This window comes from Defluviicoccus vanus, from assembly GCF_014672695.1.
Lineage (GTDB): Bacteria > Pseudomonadota > Alphaproteobacteria > Rhodospirillales > Defluviicoccaceae > Defluviicoccus > Defluviicoccus vanus.
This window is the reverse complement of record NZ_CP053923.1, coordinates 270,782-287,208: the sequence shown is the minus strand read 5'-3', so window position 1 is coordinate 287,208 and position 16,427 is coordinate 270,782. Positions and strand designations below refer to the sequence as shown.

The 16,427-nt window shown below is 62.1% G+C and carries 12 protein-coding genes, 1 tRNA gene and 1 pseudogene; 10 read left to right on the top strand and 4 right to left on the bottom strand.

Annotation, left to right across the window (positions count from 1 at the left end; genetic code table 11):
* From HQ394_RS01355 to HQ394_RS01340, 4 genes and pseudogenes are all read left to right on the top strand, one after another.
* Positions 1 to 1,290 (top strand): pyruvate dehydrogenase complex dihydrolipoamide acetyltransferase, encoded by a 1,290-nt coding sequence (locus HQ394_RS01355; protein WP_190261701.1) that lies wholly within the window; start codon positions 1 to 3, stop codon positions 1,288 to 1,290.
* A gap of 12 nt (positions 1,291 to 1,302) precedes the next feature.
* A pseudogene (gene lpdA / locus HQ394_RS01350) lies at positions 1,303 to 2,704 on the top strand (dihydrolipoyl dehydrogenase).
* Between the two features lie 193 nt (positions 2,705 to 2,897).
* Complete coding sequence (lipA, locus tag HQ394_RS01345) at positions 2,898 to 3,839, top strand: lipoyl synthase (RefSeq protein WP_190261700.1); 942 nt, start codon at positions 2,898 to 2,900, stop codon at positions 3,837 to 3,839.
* Positions 3,840 to 3,858: 19 nt separating this feature from the next.
* Positions 3,859 to 4,350, top strand: coding sequence for a type II toxin-antitoxin system RatA family toxin (locus tag HQ394_RS01340; protein WP_190261699.1), 492 nt, complete (start codon positions 3,859 to 3,861; stop codon positions 4,348 to 4,350).
* On the opposite strand, the gene HQ394_RS01335 is transcribed toward HQ394_RS01340, so the two are convergent.
* The gene (locus HQ394_RS01335) at positions 4,322 to 4,822 is read right to left on the bottom strand and encodes a CinA family protein (RefSeq protein WP_190261698.1); all 501 of its coding nucleotides are present in this window, start codon (positions 4,820 to 4,822) and stop codon (positions 4,322 to 4,324) included. The genes HQ394_RS01340 and HQ394_RS01335 overlap by 29 nt on opposite strands.
* A 112-nt stretch (positions 4,823 to 4,934) precedes the next feature.
* Between HQ394_RS01335 and HQ394_RS21420 the strand changes: the two genes are divergently transcribed.
* From HQ394_RS21420 to rnc, 3 genes are all read left to right on the top strand, one after another.
* Positions 4,935 to 6,143: a pyridoxine 5'-phosphate synthase gene (locus HQ394_RS21420; RefSeq protein WP_190261697.1), complete on the top strand. Its 1,209-nt coding sequence runs from the start codon at positions 4,935 to 4,937 to the stop codon at positions 6,141 to 6,143.
* An 18-nt stretch (positions 6,144 to 6,161) separates the two neighbouring features.
* Positions 6,162 to 6,911 (top strand): signal peptidase I, encoded by a 750-nt coding sequence (lepB, locus tag HQ394_RS01325; RefSeq protein WP_317628978.1) that lies wholly within the window; start codon positions 6,162 to 6,164, stop codon positions 6,909 to 6,911.
* Positions 6,912 to 6,933: 22 nt separating this feature from the next.
* Entirely contained in the window at positions 6,934 to 7,650 is a 717-nt protein-coding gene (gene rnc, locus HQ394_RS01320) for a ribonuclease III (protein ID WP_190261696.1), read from the top strand.
* A gap of 462 nt (positions 7,651 to 8,112) precedes the next feature.
* On the opposite strand, the gene HQ394_RS01315 is transcribed toward rnc, so the two are convergent.
* The gene (locus HQ394_RS01315) at positions 8,113 to 9,141 is read right to left on the bottom strand and encodes an IS110 family RNA-guided transposase (protein ID WP_190261523.1); all 1,029 of its coding nucleotides are present in this window, start codon (positions 9,139 to 9,141) and stop codon (positions 8,113 to 8,115) included.
* Between the two features lie 204 nt (positions 9,142 to 9,345).
* Positions 9,346 to 12,759 carry a RecQ family ATP-dependent DNA helicase gene (locus tag HQ394_RS01310; protein ID WP_190261695.1) on the bottom strand — a complete coding sequence of 1,138 codons (3,414 nt, stop codon included), beginning with the start codon at positions 12,757 to 12,759 and terminating at the stop codon, positions 9,346 to 9,348.
* Positions 12,760 to 13,103: 344 nt separating this feature from the next.
* Here HQ394_RS01310 and HQ394_RS01305 point away from each other — a divergent pair, with 344 nt between their 5' ends.
* Complete coding sequence (locus HQ394_RS01305; RefSeq protein WP_223291769.1) at positions 13,104 to 13,523, top strand: recombinase family protein; 420 nt, start codon at positions 13,104 to 13,106, stop codon at positions 13,521 to 13,523.
* A gap of 228 nt (positions 13,524 to 13,751) precedes the next feature.
* On the opposite strand, the gene HQ394_RS01300 is transcribed toward HQ394_RS01305, so the two are convergent.
* Positions 13,752 to 13,827 (bottom strand) — tRNA-Glu (locus tag HQ394_RS01300).
* A gap of 191 nt (positions 13,828 to 14,018) precedes the next feature.
* On the opposite strand from HQ394_RS01300, the gene thyX reads away from it, so the two are divergent.
* On the top strand, positions 14,019 to 14,999 hold the full coding sequence (gene thyX, locus HQ394_RS01295) for an FAD-dependent thymidylate synthase (RefSeq protein ID WP_456151469.1): 981 nt from the start codon (positions 14,019 to 14,021) through the stop codon (positions 14,997 to 14,999).
* Between the two features lie 271 nt (positions 15,000 to 15,270).
* Positions 15,271 to 15,471: a hypothetical protein gene (locus tag HQ394_RS01290; RefSeq protein ID WP_190261693.1), complete on the top strand. Its 201-nt coding sequence runs from the start codon at positions 15,271 to 15,273 to the stop codon at positions 15,469 to 15,471.
* Positions 15,472 to 16,427: the final 956 nt, after the last annotated feature.

Below are 16,427 nucleotides of genomic sequence, written 5' to 3'. Positions count from 1 at the left end.
ATGTCGATCAATATTCTGATGCCCGCGCTGTCCCCGACGATGACCGAGGGCAAGCTGGCCAAATGGTTGAAGCAGGAAGGCGACGAGGTGCACTCGGGCGACGTCCTGGCCGAGATCGAAACCGACAAAGCGACGATGGAGGTGGAGGCCGTGGAGGAGGGTACCCTCGGCAAGATCCTCGTTGCCGCCGGAAGTGAAGGCATCCCCGTCAACACGCCGATCGCCATTCTGCTTGAGGAAGGTGAAGACGCTTCGGCGCTGGACAAGGCTGCGGAAGCCAAGCCGGCAACCGCAGCCAGTGCTCCCGCCCCAGCGGCGAGTCCGGCACCGGCAGCCGCGCCTGCACCGGCCGGCAATCGTCCAGCCGCTGCCAGCGGTGGCCGTGTCTTTGCCAGTCCGCTGGCGCGACGCCTTGCCAAGGAAGCCGGTCTCGATCTTACGGCGATCAGTGGCAGCGGCCCGCGCGGTCGCATTATCAAGGCCGACATCGAGGCGGCGATCGCTGCCGGCACCGGCAAGGCGAAGGCGCCCGAGGCCGCGAAGCCCGCCGCCAAGGAGGCGGCACCGGCAAAAGCGGCACCGCCGCCGGCCACCGCCAACTATATCGAAGTGCCCAACAGCACGATGCGCAAGGTCATCGCGCAACGGTTGGCGCAGTCGAAGCGGGAGGCACCGCATTTCTATCTCAGCATCGATTGCAACATCGACGCACTGATGGCGATGCGCGAACAGCTGAATGCCCGCACCCCGGAGGGCGACGGCGCGTTCAAGATTTCGGTGAATGATTTCGTCGTCCGTGCGGTGGCGCTGGCGATGCGGGCGTTTCCCGACGTCAACTGTTCGTGGACCGAAGACGCGATCCGCTACTACCAGACGGTCGATGTGTCGGTTGCCGTTTCAACGCCGAGCGGCCTGATCACCCCGGTGGTCAGAAATGCCGACATGAAGGGTCTCGCTGCCATCTCCAACGAGGTGAAGCAATTGGCGAAGCGGGCCCGCGACGGCAAGCTGACGCCGGAGGAATACCAGGGCGGCGGCTTCACCATCTCCAACCTCGGGATGTACGGCATCACCAATTTCGCTGCCGTCATCAACCCACCGCAATCCTGTCTGCTCGCCGTCGGCGCCGCCGAAAAGCGGCCGATCGTCAAGGACAATGCACTTGCCATCGCGACGATGATGAGCTGCACCTTGTCGATCGATCATCGCTCCGTCGATGGGGCCAAGGGCGCGGAGTTCCTCCAGGTTCTTAAGAAACTGGTGGAAGATCCATTACGCATGATGCTGTAGGGATTGCAGAAAATGGCAGACACATCTTTTGATGTGGTGGTGATCGGCAGCGGACCCGGTGGCTACGTGGCCGCCATCCGCGCCGCACAGCTCGGCATGAAGACGGCCGTCGTCGAGGGCAAGCACTTGGGCGGCATCTGCCTGAACTGGGGCTGTATCCCCACCAAGGCACTGCTGCGTACCGCCGAAATTGTCGAGAACATCCGCCATGCCGGGTCTTTTGGCCTGACGGTCAAGCACTTCAGCTTTGACATCAAGAAAGTGGTTGAACGGTCGCGTGGCGTTGCCAAGCAGCTTAGCGGTGGCGTCGCCCACCTGCTGAAGAAGAACAAGGTGCAGGTGTTCGACGGTCGCGGTCGGCTGAACGGACCCGGCAAGGTCGCAGTGACCAAGGACGGCAAGCCGGTCGCCGATCTGACGGCCAAGCACATCATTCTTGCCACCGGTGCCCGGCCGCGCGCGTTGCCTGGGTTGGAGCCGGACGGCAAGCTGGTGTGGACCTACTTCGAGGCGATGGTCCCGGAAAAGATGCCGAAATCGCTGCTGGTGATTGGCTCCGGCGCCATCGGCATCGAGTTCGCCAGCTTCTACCGGTCACTGGGGGCGGAGGTGACGGTGGTCGAGATCATCGATCGCATCCTGCCGGTGGAAGACGAGGAGATTTCGGCGTTCGCCCGCAAGCAGTTCGAAAAAGCAGGGCATGACCGTCCATACCGGAACGACGGTCAAGGCACTGAAACGGAACGCTGACTCAGTTACGGCGACCCTTGAGGGTGGGGGTAAGACCTGGGAGGTTACCGCCGAGCGGGTGATCCTGGCTGTCGGCATCGTCGGCAATGTCGAGGACCTGGGGCTGGAAAACACCAAGGTGAAGGTGGACAGAACCCACATCCTCATCGACGAATGGTGCCGCACCGACGAACCCGGTGTCTATGCCATTGGCGACGTCTGCGGTGCGCCCTGGCTCGCTCACAAGGCCAGTCACGAGGGTGTCATCTGCGTCGAGAAGATCGCCGGTCTACCGCATGTTCATCCTCTCGATACCTCGCGCATCCCCGGCTGCACCTACAGCCGGCCGCAGGTGGCGAGCGTCGGCATGACGGAGAAGGCGGCCAAGGCGGCGGGCTATGATATCCGTGTCGGCCGCTTCCCCTTCATCGGCAACGGCAAGGCGATCGCCCTTGGCGAACCGGAAGGCATGGTCAAGACCATCTTCGATAAAAAGTCGGGCGAGCTGCTTGGTGCGCACATGATAGGCGCCGAGGTGACCGAACTGATTCAGGGCTATGGGGTCGCCAAGACGCTGGAGACGACGGAGGAAGACCTGGTGCATACCGTCTTCCCCCATCCGACGCTTTCGGAGATGATGCACGAGTCGGTGCTGAGTTCGCTCGGCCGCGCCATCCACATCTAGGATGCGGCTGAGGCAAGTCCGGTAACCCGGGCGGGAGCAACGCCGGCGAGAGTTAGTGCTCGCCGGCGGCGGCGCCCGTCTGAGACATCACGCGCATCATGCCAGACGCTGGCGGTTCGGAGACGATTGCCGCAGGACCGTCAGCAGCGAACACGGCATTGATGTTGCGGCTGAAGAAAGCCACTTAACGGTCATGGATACTCCCCAGGTCGTAAGACATCCCGAAAAAGCGCTTCGCAGCGATCAGATCTCGCCACGCAAACCGGACTGGATTCGGGTGCGGGTGGCGGCGACCAGCGGTTTCAAGGAAACCCACGGCGTCCTGCGCTCGCACGGTTTGCATACGGTGTGCGAGGAGGCGGCCTGTCCCAACGTTGGCGAGTGCTGGGCGCACAAGCACGCCACCTACATGATCCTGGGCGCCATCTGCACCCGGGCGTGCGCCTTCTGCAATGTGGCCACGGGACGCCCGGGCGCGGTTGATCCGCAGGAACCGCAGCGGCTGGCGCAGTCGGCGGTGGCGCTCGGCCTGCGCCATGTGGTGATTACCTCCGTCGATCGCGATGATCTGCCCGATGGCGGCGCGCAGCAGTTCGTCCGCTGCATCGAGGCACTGCGCTTGGCGGCGCCGGAGATGACGATCGAGGTGCTTACCCCCGATTTCCGCGGCAAGGCGGGGGCAGCGGACGCGGTGGTCACAGCGGCGCCGGACGTGTTCAACCACAACCTGGAGACGGTGCCGCGGCTTTATCCAACCATCCGCCCCGGCGCCCGCTACTACCACTCGCTCAGGCTGTTGGATCAGGCGAAGGTGCAGAACCCGGCACAGTTTACCAAATCCGGGATCATGGTCGGGCTCGGTGAGACCCGCGATGAGATTCTGGCAGTGATGGACGATCTGCGCTGCGCTGGCGTCGACTTTCTAACCATCGGCCAATACCTGCAGCCGACACCGAAGCATGTGGCCGTCGATCGCTACGTGGAACCGGCGGAGTTTGACGAGTTCAAGCGGATCGCCCTGGCCAAGGGATTTCTGGTGGTCGCCTCGTCGCCGCTGACCCGGTCGTCCTATCACGCCGATCGTGATTTCGTGGCGCTGCGCGCGGCGCGCGCCCAGCAGCTCAACCGCAGTTAGGGGGCGCGATCGCCGGTCGATGCCCACCCACGCAGAAAAGCGCCGGCTTCCCTATGGCCGCGACCGGGTTTTCGACCTGGTGGCGGACGTGGAACGTTATCCGGAGTTTCTCCCCTGGTGTCTGGCGTGCCGGATCAAGCGGCGTGAGTCACCGACCGTGTTCACCGCCGATCTGATTATCGGCTTCAAGATGATTCGCGAGCGGTTTACCTCGCGGGTGGCGCTGTATCGTCCCGATCGCATCGATGTGAACTATCAGGACGGCCCCTTTCGCTATCTGAACAACCACTGGAGTTTCGTGGAGAGCGAGGGCGGCGGCTGCGACATCGATTTTTACATCGACTTCGAGTTCAAATCGAAGACGCTGCAGAAGGTGATCGGCACGTTGTTCAACGAGGCAGTGCAGCGCATGGTCAACGCCTTTGAGAACCGGGCAACGAAGCTCTATGCGCCCACGCTGACGACCGACTCCGTCGCGGCGGTCAAGCCGCCGACCGAGCCAGTATCGTAAGCAGCAGCTTGCAGGCGCTACGGACGGTTGCGATGCGGACGCCGGTCCTGTCGCCGGCGAAGAGGTGACGCTCAGCCACGGTGTCCATGCCGCGCATCGTTGCCGCCATGTAGACCAGTCCCACCGGCCGTGCCGCACTGCCACCGCCGGGGCCGGCGATTCCGGTCACCGCGACGACGAGTTGCGCCTGCGACCGGGCCAGCGCGCCCTCGGCCATCGCCCGGGCGACGGCTTCGTTCACCGCACCCTCACGCCGCAGCAACTCGGCTGAGACGTCGAGCAGCGCCGTCTTCGCTTCGTTCGAATAGGTGATGAAGCCGCGCTCGAACACGTCGGATGAGCCGGGGATCGCGGTCAGCAGCGCGCCGATCAGCCCACCGGTGCACGATTCGGCGGTGGCGAGCTTGATCCGCTGGCGTCGGCAACGTTCGAGGATTGCTTCTGCTTCGGCCAAATCGGTTGCGTCGAACATCGGCGCTCCTGCGGTAGGGACGAAAGGAAAACCCACAGCCTCTTTGCGGGATCGGCAACGTCGGGTAGAAGCGGGGGAAGCTTCAGGCTCGACGAGAAAGGCGTCTTGGCGCATGCATGACTACGTCAGGCTCGGTGTCAACATCGATCACGTGGCGACACTCAGGAACGCCCGCGGCGGCCATCATCCCGATCCGGTTCGCGCGGCGCAGGCGGCTGTTCGTGCCGGCGCCGATCTGATTACGGTGCATCTGCGGGAAGACCGGCGTCACATCATCGATGAGGACGTGGAACGGTTGCACGCGTTGGCGGCGATTCCCATCAACCTGGAGGTCGGGGCAACGCCGGCGATGACGGAGCTGGCGCTGCAATTTCGGCCGCAATCGGTCTGCTTCGTCCCCGAACGGCGCGAAGAACGAACAACCGAAGGCGGCCTGGATGCCTGCCGCAATCTGAGCTTCCTCCGCGAGGCGGCGCAGGCATTGCGGTGCGCCGGCGTGGCGGTCACGCTCTTTCTCGAAGCCGATCCGGCGCAACTTGCGGCGGCGGCCGAGATCGGCGCCAACGCAGTGGAGATCCACACCGGTCGTTACAGCGACAGTTCCGGGGAAGCACGGGCGGTAGAACTGCGACGGATTGTCGATGCGGCACGGCGGACGGTAGAGCTAGGCCTCGCCTGTCACGCTGGCCACGGTCTGACCTTCGCCAACGTCGGCCCGATCGCGGCAGTGCCGCAGGTGGAGGAACTCAACATCGGCCATTTTATCGTCGGCGAAGCGGTGTTCAGCGGCCTTGACCGCGTGATTGCCCAGATGCGCACGCTGATCGCGGCTGCCCGGCGCACCNAAAGGCGCTGGCGGATGATTATCGGTGTGGGCGTCGACCTGATCGATATTCGCCGGGTCGAGGCGGTCTTGCACCGTCACGGCGACCGCTTTCGCACCCGGATTTTTACCCCGCGCGAGCGCAGTGATTGCGAGCGACGGGCACAGCCGGTCAACGGGTTCGCCTTACGCTACGCGGCTAAGGAAGCCTGCGCCAAGGCATTGGGAACGGGATTTCGCTGGGGTGTATTCTGGCGCGATATCGAAGTCGTGCCGCTCCCCTCCGGTAAGCCGACGCTACGCCTGTACGGCCAGGCTGCGGTGCGGTTGCAATCATTGCTTCCCGCGCATCACCGTTCCTCAATCGAGGTCTCGTTGAGCGATGAGTTTCCCTATGGTCAGGCGTTTGTGGTAATCGCTGCCGTGCCGGACCCCGATGGGGCGCGCCAAAGCGGGGCGACGGAGCGAGAGAGTCCGGGGCAGTCACCGGCGGATTAATTATTGCATCAGAGTACCATGGTAATGAGAACAGAGTCGAAACAGAAGCGACACGGAACAATCGAATTTATCAAGACTATAGTCTATGCGCTGGTGATTGCTGCCGTCATTCGGTCATTTTTATTTGAGCCATTTAGTATTCCGTCTGGCTCGATGATGCCAACGCTTCTGGTTGGTGACTATTTATTTGTTTCCAAGTACTCATATGGATTCAGCCGGTATTCTTTTCCCTTCTCCATCATCCCATTTTCGGGCCGAATTNTTTCTCGCCCGCCCACTGTTGGCGACGTCGTCGTTTTTCGTTCCCCCTCTGACACCCAGGTCGATTTCATCAAGCGAGTTGTCGGTGTGCCGGGTGATCGGGTTCAGGTCGTCGGCGGCATCCTGCAGTTGAACGGCGTAGCGGTGAAGCGAACGCTGGTTGGCGAATTCGCCGGACGCGACGGCAACGGCTTCGTGCGCACCTATCATGAGTATCAGGAAACGCTTCCAAACGGGGTGCAACACCAGATACTTGAGTACAGTGACAATGGGGAGATGGATAATACCCAAGTTTACGTGGTTCCGGAGGGCCATATATTTGCGATGGGCGATAATCGAGACAGCTCGCGCGACAGCCGATTCCTGAGTGATGTCGGCTACATTCCGTTCGAGAATCTGGTCGGCAAAGCGCAAGTTATATTTTTCTCCGTCGACTATTCTGAGCTGAGTCTCTTCACATTTTACAAGGCGGTTCGTTGGGACAGAATGTTTGATCTAATCCGTTAGGCAGCTGATTGAGCGTCGGTTGATGCCTCAACTCAGTTTGACACCCCAACAGGTGGCCGCTTTTGAAGCCATCCTCGGCTACCATTTCAACCATCCGGCCCTGTTGCAGGAGGCGCTGACCCACGCCAGCCGGGGAACGCACGGCGAGAACGGCTTCTTCTGCAACGAGCGGCTGGAATTTCTCGGTGACCGCGTCCTCGGCCTGCTTGTCGCCGAACAGTTGTTCCACACCTTTCCCACCGAACCGGTGGGGGCGGTGGCGGCGCGCTTTGCCAAGCTGGTCGACCGCGACACGCTGCATGAGGTGGCGATCGCCATCCGGCTCGAACAGTTTCTCCGCTATGTGCATGAGCACGGTGTGCCGTCGGGACGGCGAACGGTGACGCCACTTGCCGATGCCTGCGAGGCGGTCATCGGCGCCATCTACCTCGATGGCGGCCTTGAGGGGGCTCGGACATTCGTCCGTCAGCACTGGACGCGCTGGATTCACCAGGACATCCAGCCACGTCGCGACGCCAAATCAAAGCTGCAGGAGTGGGCGCAGGCACGCGGTTTACCGCGGCCGCTCTATCGCGAGATCGCCCGCAGCGGACCGGCCCACCTGCCGGTGTTCAAGGTCGAAGTCGTTCTTGAGGGATATGCGCCGGTGGTCGGCGAGGGATTTTCCAAGCGCGAGGCGGAACAGGCCGTGGCGCAAAACCTGTTGGACCTCATCACCGACCAACCACCGCCGCCGTAACCCCGACCGGGCCAATGGCTGCCCCCACACGGCGGCTGTCGCCCTCTCTGGTGGGCGAGGCGGTTGGTTCCCGATCGCATTGTCATAGCTTCATGGGGGCTGCAGCGAGGTGTTTGCTAAACAAACTCACTGCTCGGCCTATGACGCGGAGCAACTTCCCGTAGGGTTGGTTTATCCCATGTGTGGACGGCTCTCCGTTGGCAAGGATTTTCGTGCGAGATCTGCGGCGTTGGTCGGTGCGACCATGTGTTCGGCCTTGTGATGCGGCGCGTACATGGCCGCAGGCCCTGATGCCTTCTTCGCGGGGACGAGTCCCAACCAAGAGCCCGCACTCGAAAGACGTGCGCTGGGATAAATGGGTTTTCCCGCCCCGACGGTGTCGACCGTTGTCCGCATCACCTGCCTGATTGCCCTTGCCAATCTCCTTGTCCTGCTCGGTGGATCGCGTCTTTACTTCCAAGATCAGGCCGTGGCCGCCTTCGGCTCGCGGTAGGATTCACCCGAGGTCATGATCGCCCAGGCCATCCGCGCCGTTTTGTTGGCAAGGGCCACCGCCGCGACCCGGGTGGCCCGCCGGCCCATCAGCCCGATCAGCCAGGCCCGCTTGCTGCCGTATCGCTGGGCTTGGCGGATGACGGCCAGCGCGCCGACAACCAGCAACTGCCGCAGATAGCGGTTGCCCTGCTTGCTGATGCTCCCCAATCGCTCCTTGCCGCCGCTCGAGTTCTGCTTCGGAACGAGGCCGATCCAGGCGGCGAGGTTGCGGCCGGACTTGAACGTGGCCGGATCGGCAATGCTGGCGACCAGGGCACTGGCGAGCAGCGGACCGACGCCGGGGATTGCCATCAGCCGGCGGGCGACCTCGCTGGTGCGGATCGTTTCACGGATGGCACGGTCGTTCTCTTGGATCTGCACACTCAGAAGCTGCAGCTGTTCGGCCAGCATTGCGAGGCAACAGCGCATGGCCGCCGGCAGCCGTGCGTCGGTCTCGTCGGCGATGATCGCGAGCAGGCTCGCCAGCCCCTTGCGGCCGACCGGCGCCACGATGCCCAGTTCGGCCAGGTGCGCCCGGATCGCGTTGCCGACCTGGGTGCGCTGGCGGGTCAGCATCAGCCGGACGCGATGCAGCATCATCACGCTCTGCTGCTCGACCGTCTTCGGTGTGACGAAGCGCATGGTTGGCCGCCCGACCGCCTCGCAGATCGCTTCGGCGTCGGCGGCGTCGTTCTTCTGCCGCTTGACGTAGGGTTTGACGTAGGCCGGCGGCATCAGCCGGACTTCATGGCCAAGGGTGAGGAGTTCACGCGCCCAGTGGTGCGCCGTGGCGCACGCCTCGATGCCGACGCGGCATGCCGGCTGTTTGCGGAAAAATGGCAAGACGCGGGCGCGGGTCAGGCGCTGGCGGAGGACGACCTGTCCATCGGCGTCGACGCCATGGACCTGAAATACGGACTTGGCGATATCAAGACCAATCGTCGTAACCTGTCCCACGGGCGGCTCTCCTTTTCAGCGTGGTTACCTCAGCAATAACCACTCTATGGCACTCCGATGCCGGGTGGAGAGNCCGTCCACAGCATCAGGTGCGACGTTTTCGATTTTCCCCGCGGGAAGTCCGCTATGCCCCCTATCTCGACTGCTCGACGGGTTGATGGATGGGGCAGGCCGTTAAGAAGCAGCTTTCCGCGCGTGGATCAACTATTGTCCCGCGTCAAACATGGAGGTCTGGACTTCGATGTGGCTTATCCAGCCGTAGCGTACCGGCTTGGCGAGCTTCCTGAGCTTCTTCTCTTCAACACCGCGTTTCAGCCATGCGCTGAGCTGGGGCTTGGTGACGTCGAAGCGGTCGAGCAATTCCTCTGTGGTGAAAGCGTTTTTGGCGGTCAACGCCTCCATGCGTTGCAGGAACAGCCCGTAGAAGCTCTGCTCGGAAGGGGGAGGGTTCTCTACCGGCCGCTCTGCGACAGGGGTTTCCGGTTCCGGCTTCGACGGCTGCGCGTTCCCGTTTTTCGTGGGCGCCGCGTCCTTCTGGACATGATCTAACAGGGATGCGTCCCCGTTCGCTCGGCCGTTTGCCGCCCCTGCTTGAGGCTGCACGAGTGCCGCAACCTCGGCCTTGTCCGGTAGCCACCGGCCGCCCCGTTGCACCAATTGGCTGTTACCGGAGCTGGCCGTAGTAGCCGGCTGCGGCTTGATCCAAAGCGGAACCCACCTTTCTTTCAAATCCTCGACGGCGCCGGCCCAAGTGCCGCCCTTCTCCTTGCTCGAACTGACGACGACGGCCGCGTCTGCGAGGCAATAGACATATCGGTTCCGGTTCATGGCGTTGCCAACATTGAACCCGGCTTCCGGGTTGAACGGCGAGATGAGCACCAAGTCGCCGTTCATCAGATGATGTCTGTACTTCGCGGACGTTGCGGACCGCAGAAGGCTGTCGGCGAGCACGCCGATGACGGTTCCTTCGCGATCGAGCGCGCCGGTCATCGCGCATTCATCGATGCCGCGGGCGCCGCCCGAGACGACGGATTGCCCTTGTGCGGCCACCTCGGCTCCGAACCGGGTCGCGAATGCCAAGTCATCCTCGGATGCGTCACGCGAGCCGACAACGGCGATGCCGCCCCTCGACAGCAGCGCCTGGTTGCCGCATCCGAAAAACAGCGGCGGCGCTTCGTTTCTGAGCCGCTTCTTCAGGCGGTCCGGATAATCGGGGTCGGATCGGGTCAGAACCCATATCCCCGCCCGCTGCCACTTCTCCAGTGCCAAGCCAAGAGCGCCGCCGCGGCCCAACAGATATTCGATCCGATGGGGCGTAACTGACCTGTCCATCAAGCCGGAAAGGACAGTCTTCGGGCTGTCCGCCAGGAGCGAAGCCGGCTGAAGCCCATGATCCTTGAGCCAGACGGCGAACCGCGCCCACTCGTTGGTCGAGAGCGGCTGGAGCTCTTCCCTGGCGGACTTCCCGAAATGCGAGGTCAACAGCAAGACTGCCTGGGTGTGCTCGCTTACGTGCATTCTCAANTCCCCCACGCGGGCGGTCGCGAGTGCCAAAGGCCAGACGGTACCGCTGCCGCTCTGGCGCAGCAGTGCCGCGATGATGGTCATGGTCCACCCGGAATCGATGACGTCATCGACCAGGAGGACCGGCGCCGCCGGGATCCCGTTCGGAACGGCGAACACGCCGTCGAGATTGCGGCACTGATGGAAGCGGTTCTGCTGCCACTTCTGCGGCGCGTTATCCTTGACCTTCGTGACGGCCTCCAGGAACGGCATGCCGAGACGGGTTGCCAGACGGCGGGAAAAATCGGGCACCAAGGTCGGATGATTGCGGGAGGGCACGCAGGTGAGCCATTGCGGCGCCGGGTCCGGTTTCCAACGCTCGACGATCATCTCGGCCGTGGCGTCGACCAGTTCGTCCCTGAACCGGCCGGCATCCTTGTCCGCGGCGACCATCTCGCCCCAGCCGGCATCGCCCCACCGGGAGAGGATGCGGCCTTCTCCAGCGCGCAACTCCGCCGGCATGTTGCCGCGAAAGCCGTAGGTCTCGAACGCATCCGGGGCGACCTGCTTGTTGCCTTCCAAGGGCATTTCGGAATGCCGAAGAAACCGGGCGGCCCGCACCCCGATGCTAGAGGCGACGGGTCCCGCAACGATCGGCCCGGCGAGACATGAGGCACAAATCCCGCAAGCCCGCGGATTTTCATCGTCGAGCGCTTTCGCCAGATACGCCATTTTGCATTCCGGCGTGTCGATGTACGCCTGCACGTCCCGCCATTCGACTTCCCGCTGCCGGGTGAGCCGAAGGATTTGTTCGTGGTCCATCTGGTAGGACACGGCCGTCCGCCGCCACTGATTGTCCATCTTGATCACCGGCGCCGGGTTCTGGACGGAAAGGAACTTCAGGACCTTCTCGATCTGCCCCTGGCGCAGATTGATCTTTTGCTCGATCTCCCGAATGGCCAGCCCATCGCTTTCGGCCAGCACCCTCAGAACCGCCTCGACATGCTGCTCGCGTGGGAAAGCGCTGCGGCGGAAATAGTCGTGGATCTCTTCATCCTCGCGGCCCGAAAGAAGGATGCCGACGGCGCGATCGATGCCGCGGCCGGCGCGCCCGACCTGTTGGTAATAACCGACGATCGAACCGGGCGCCTGGAAGTGGATGACAAAGGCGAGGTCCGGCTTGTCGTAGCCCATGCCCAAGGCCGTGGTCGCCACCAAGGCCTTCAGGTCATTGCGGAGCAACCTGTCTTCGAGATGCTGGCGATAGGCGTTGGAGTCCGCGAAGCCATCCTCTTCGACGCCGCTGTAATAAGGCTCCGCACTGATGCCGTTGTCGTTCAGCCATCGGGAAACAAGCTCGGAATCACATTTGGTCAGGGTGTAGATTATGCCGGTCCCCGGCAGCGCCGGCACATGGGCCGCAATCCATGCCAGCCGCGCCGCCTGGTCGGGCAGGCGAAGCGTCTGAAGGGCGAGGGTCTCCCGCATCAGCGGTCCCCGCTGAATGGCGATCCGGCCCAACTGGGCGACTACGTCGTTGATCACCCGCGTGTTCGCCGTGGCGGTCGTGCCGACGATCGGCATGTTCGGCGGCATGCGCTGCATGACATTGATCAGCCGATAGTCCGGCCGGAAATCATGGCCCCAATCGGAAATGCAATGGGCCTCGTCCACGACGAGAAGGCCGATGCGTCCGGCGACGGGGAGGAGAACCTCTTCGACGAACGCATCATTGGCTAGCCGCTCCGGAGAGATGAGCAAGGCATCGGCTCTGTTCTGGAGTACTGCGCCTTTCAAGGCGGGCCACTCTCTGTTGTTGGTCGAATTGATGGTCAGCGCCTCAATGCCGATGCGTCCGGCCGCCTCGATCTGGTTGCGCATCAGGGCGAGAAGCGGCGACACGATCAGCGTCGGCCCGGCTCCCTTGTCGCGCAGGATCCGCGTGGCGATGAAGTAGACGGCGCTCTTTCCCCAGCCGGTGCGCTCGACGATGAGGAGGCGTTCCCGCCGGTCGACAAGCGCCTCGATCGCTTCCCATTGGCCTCTTCTGAATTCGGCCTTGGGATCGGCCAGTGCCTGCCGCAGAAACTGGATTGCCTGAACCTTCGTCGTCATCCCGCCCCCCTTCCTAACATCAGCAGTGCCAATATCCTCGGCCGCGAGGATCCCTTCGGATTGAGTTGCTCGGGACGAGTGCATTCCCGGAGGGTTGCGGACTCCGACAATATGAAGGTCGTCGTCTTCTTCTTGCTCTGCTGCTACTTGGAGCAATCGCCCTCTCCCCGGCAGACTGCACCTTATACCACGGCAGGTGCCATCCTTGCGTGATGTCTCCTTTCCCTCGAAAGCAACGCTGGGTATGTCGGCTATCCGCAATCCGTAACCAACGCTCCTGGCGAAGAGCGCATGTCCGGCCGGGGGCAACCGGCGATCAACTCACCTGCATGATTATCCGGACCTTGAGTCGCCTATTCGGCTACTCTCGGGTCTCCACCTCCGATCTGGACTGGGCGCTGCGGGTCGACGCGTTGAGCAAGGCGGGCGTCGACGACCGTGACATCTTCCGCGAGAAGCAGTCCGGCGCGAAGGCCGAGCGCCAGGAATTGCGGCGGGTGCTCGATCTGCTCCGGTCCGGCGACAAGCTGGTGGTCTCGCTGATGGATCGCATCGACGCCGGCACGGCGACCAGCCGGATGCTGTTCGGCATCTTCGCGGTGCTGGCCGAGTTCGAGCGCAACCTGATCAGCGAGCGGTCGAAGGCGGGGCAGGCGATCGCGCGAGCAGCGACGAGGCGATCGGTTCGACCGAACGGTCATCGCGCCGATCCTGGGCCATCTTCATCGCGCGCACACGGTGTTCCAGTGCCGCCTGTCGATTGAACAATTCGATGCTGGCGGTGCGGGCGTTGTCTTGCAACTGCTCCGTCTTGCCGAACACGGCACGCAGGTCGGGCGGAATTGCCCTGCGGAAGCGATGGACGCCGGATTGCGGATGCGTCTGGAGATTGGTCATCGCCGCCACCTGTATCACCCTCTCGTACCACCGAAGGGTGAAAAAAGCGCTGCGATTTCAAAGGATTGTGCCGCTTCACGCGTTTAGCAAGCGGCTGGCGACCCCAACGGGATTCGAACCCGTGTTACCACCTTGAAAGGGTGGTGTCCTAGGCCTCTAGACGATGGGGTCTTCAATCCCTCTGGTAACGGTCGCGGCAGGCAAAATCAAGTCTGCTGCCACGTCGTCTGTTTTCGGTGACAGCGGCGATGCGGGCATGGCCGCGTCGGCAAACTATCGTCGGTTGTTGCTGGTGTCGCGCCGTTTTCACCAAGCTCAGCGGCATTTCACTGGCAGTGCCCGCGCTTGCGGTCTTTGCCCGAATGACTAAGGTCGGGCTTTCCACCGGAAGGGGACTTGTTGCCATGGAGTTGACCGCCGAACAGCAGGCCGAAATCACCGAGGCGCGCGAGCAGGCAGCAATCACCCGGCGGGCGACTGTCCCGGAGTTGGAAAGCATCCTGCTGCAGCCGCTGCCCGTCCTCGATCATGGCTTCGTCCGGGTGATCGACTACATGGGCGACGACGCGGCGATCGTGCAGGCGGCGCGGGTTTCCTATGGTCGCGGTACCCGACGGGTGCAGGATGACGCCGGCCTGATCCGCTACCTGATGCGGCACCGCCATTCGACACCCTTCGAAATGTGTGAAATCAAGTATCACATCAAGCTGCCGATCTTCGTCGCCCGGCAATGGATTCGTCACCGCACCGCCAACGTGAACGAATATTCGGGACGATATTCGATTCTCGATAAGGAGTACTACCTGCCGGAGCCGGGACACCTGGCGGCACAGGCAAAGACGAACCGCCAAGGCCGCGATGAGGTGCTCAGCGCGGCGGATGCGGCTCGGGTGCTGGCCATCCTCCGCGACGATGCCGAGCGCTGCTACGCCGACTATGAAACGCTGCTCAACGAGGACCGCGACGGCAACCGCCTCGATCCCGATCGCCCTGGCCTGGCACGCGAACTGGCACGGATGAATTTGACCCTCAACACCTACACGCAGTGGTACTGGAAGATCGACCTGCACAATTTGCTGCACTTTCTCAGCCTGCGCGCTGATCCGCACGCCCAGTACGAGATCCGCGCTTACGCTGCGGTGATGCTGGAAACGGTGCAGCGTTGGCTGCCGATCACCGCCGAGGCCTTCTCCGATTACCGGCTGGGCGCGGCACTGCTGTCGGCGCGCGCGCTGGCGGTGGTCAGACGGCTGCTAGCCGGCGAGCAGCCGACGCCGGCTGACAGCGGTCTTTCGGCCCGGGAATGGCGAGAGCTGATGGCGGTCCTCGGGCATGACGGATGAGCAAACGGCAATGCGAAAGGTAGGCGTCGCGGTTTGGGCGTGACGGCCCAGGGACTGATGACGCTGACGGGTGACGTCAGGGACTGTGGTGGCGTATTGTCGATCGCAAGGGGTGCTTCGCCCAACGCTTCATTGTCTCGACGATGGCCGAGTGCGGCGCAAACGGCTGTTGCGGAGGGAGGTCGTCTTGACGACATGTTTTGCCCCAGCGAGTTTTGGCGCGCATCAGCTGGCTGGATTGAGGTCTGCTGTGGCGATGGTCTTGCTCGCCATGCTGACGGCGCTGACGGCTTGCGCTGGCAGCGACAGTGGGCCGCTGGTCCAATGTTTAGCCCGTGACGGCGCGGGCAATCGCTGGATTGCCCGCGACATCGATCCGCTTTCGGCGCAGGAACGGGCGCTGATCGACTGCGGCGCGCAAAGTGAAACGCCGGACAGCTGCGTTGCCGTATCCTGCGAACGCCAATGGTAGAGATGCCCGGGTAGGCAGCGGCGCAGCTTTACGATGCGCCGACTGTCGCTACCTGTTCGAAGTTGCGGCATTGTTGTGTACCACCGCGCTGTCGATTCCAGAGTTCCCAATCCGGGAAGCGATCGTGGTAAATGGGGTTCAGCATCACCGATCGAAGCGCCGGGTTCAAAACAGAGGCGAAGCCAGACAAATAGGACGCTGTTCGAATACAATAATCGCAGCGTGCCAAGGCGAGGCATGTCAGTAACGCCTCGCGTCCAAGAATGTATCTGTCTGCATCCTTGGCGTAGTGAGGGCTACTNCCACCAGGGAAGATTTGACTGGACGCCCAGTTGAACAGCGGCTTTGCTAGTGGGCGTTCTTTCATGTATTCGATAAGTGCAGGCTCATCTGTTGCAAGCAGGACCTGCGTCGTCTGTGGGTTATCCCTGAGATAATTGGTAATGTTCTCAAATAAAACATCGTAAGATAAGCGTGGTGCATCGACGAATTTGTCTGTTCCACGATAGTGGACGCCTAGCGTGTGCCCACGGGCTAGGGTGTTGCTGAAAAAGTCATCGACCTCCGCCAGGATATCATCCTTGATGACCAGATGCTTTTTCATCAAATGGTGTGCAAATTCAATGGTCAAGATGTCCTTGTATTTCCTGTGATATCCAAGATCATTGATTGATTTTATCCTTGTGATTTTCAGTTCTCCCTTATCTATTTTTGTTCTCTGTTCAGGCGTCATGGGCGTTATGACATTGAAATAATTATTGATCCAATTTCTATCATGGGATGGGGAACGATAATTTCTTCCAGTAACACGTATNGTAGGGGTTAGATTCTGCGTTTCACAGTGAACAAGGATATATAAATAAGCGGTTATTACTGCAAAGAAGCCTGCAGTTATATCCAGTTCAATGGCAAATATATTGCCATTCGCGCGCTGGTTGGCATAGACGGCGACCCGC

Excerpts from the sequence above, each read along its gene's own strand:
- HQ394_RS01335 (WP_190261698.1), bottom strand. The coding sequence starts at position 4,822 with ATGTTCGACGCAACCGATTTGGCCGAAGCAGAAGCAATCCTCGAACGT.
- thyX (WP_456151469.1), top strand. The coding sequence starts at position 14,019 with ATGACTAAGGTCGGGCTTTCCACCGGAAGGGGACTTGTTGCCATGGAG.
- HQ394_RS01290 (WP_190261693.1), top strand. The coding sequence starts at position 15,271 with ATGCTGACGGCGCTGACGGCTTGCGCTGGCAGCGACAGTGGGCCGCTG.
- HQ394_RS01355 (WP_190261701.1), top strand. The coding sequence starts at position 1 with ATGTCGATCAATATTCTGATGCCCGCGCTGTCCCCGACGATGACCGAG.
- lipA (WP_190261700.1), top strand. The coding sequence starts at position 2,898 with ATGGATACTCCCCAGGTCGTAAGACATCCCGAAAAAGCGCTTCGCAGC.
- rnc (WP_190261696.1), top strand. The coding sequence starts at position 6,934 with ATGCCTCAACTCAGTTTGACACCCCAACAGGTGGCCGCTTTTGAAGCC.
- HQ394_RS01340 (WP_190261699.1), top strand. The coding sequence starts at position 3,859 with ATGCCCACCCACGCAGAAAAGCGCCGGCTTCCCTATGGCCGCGACCGG.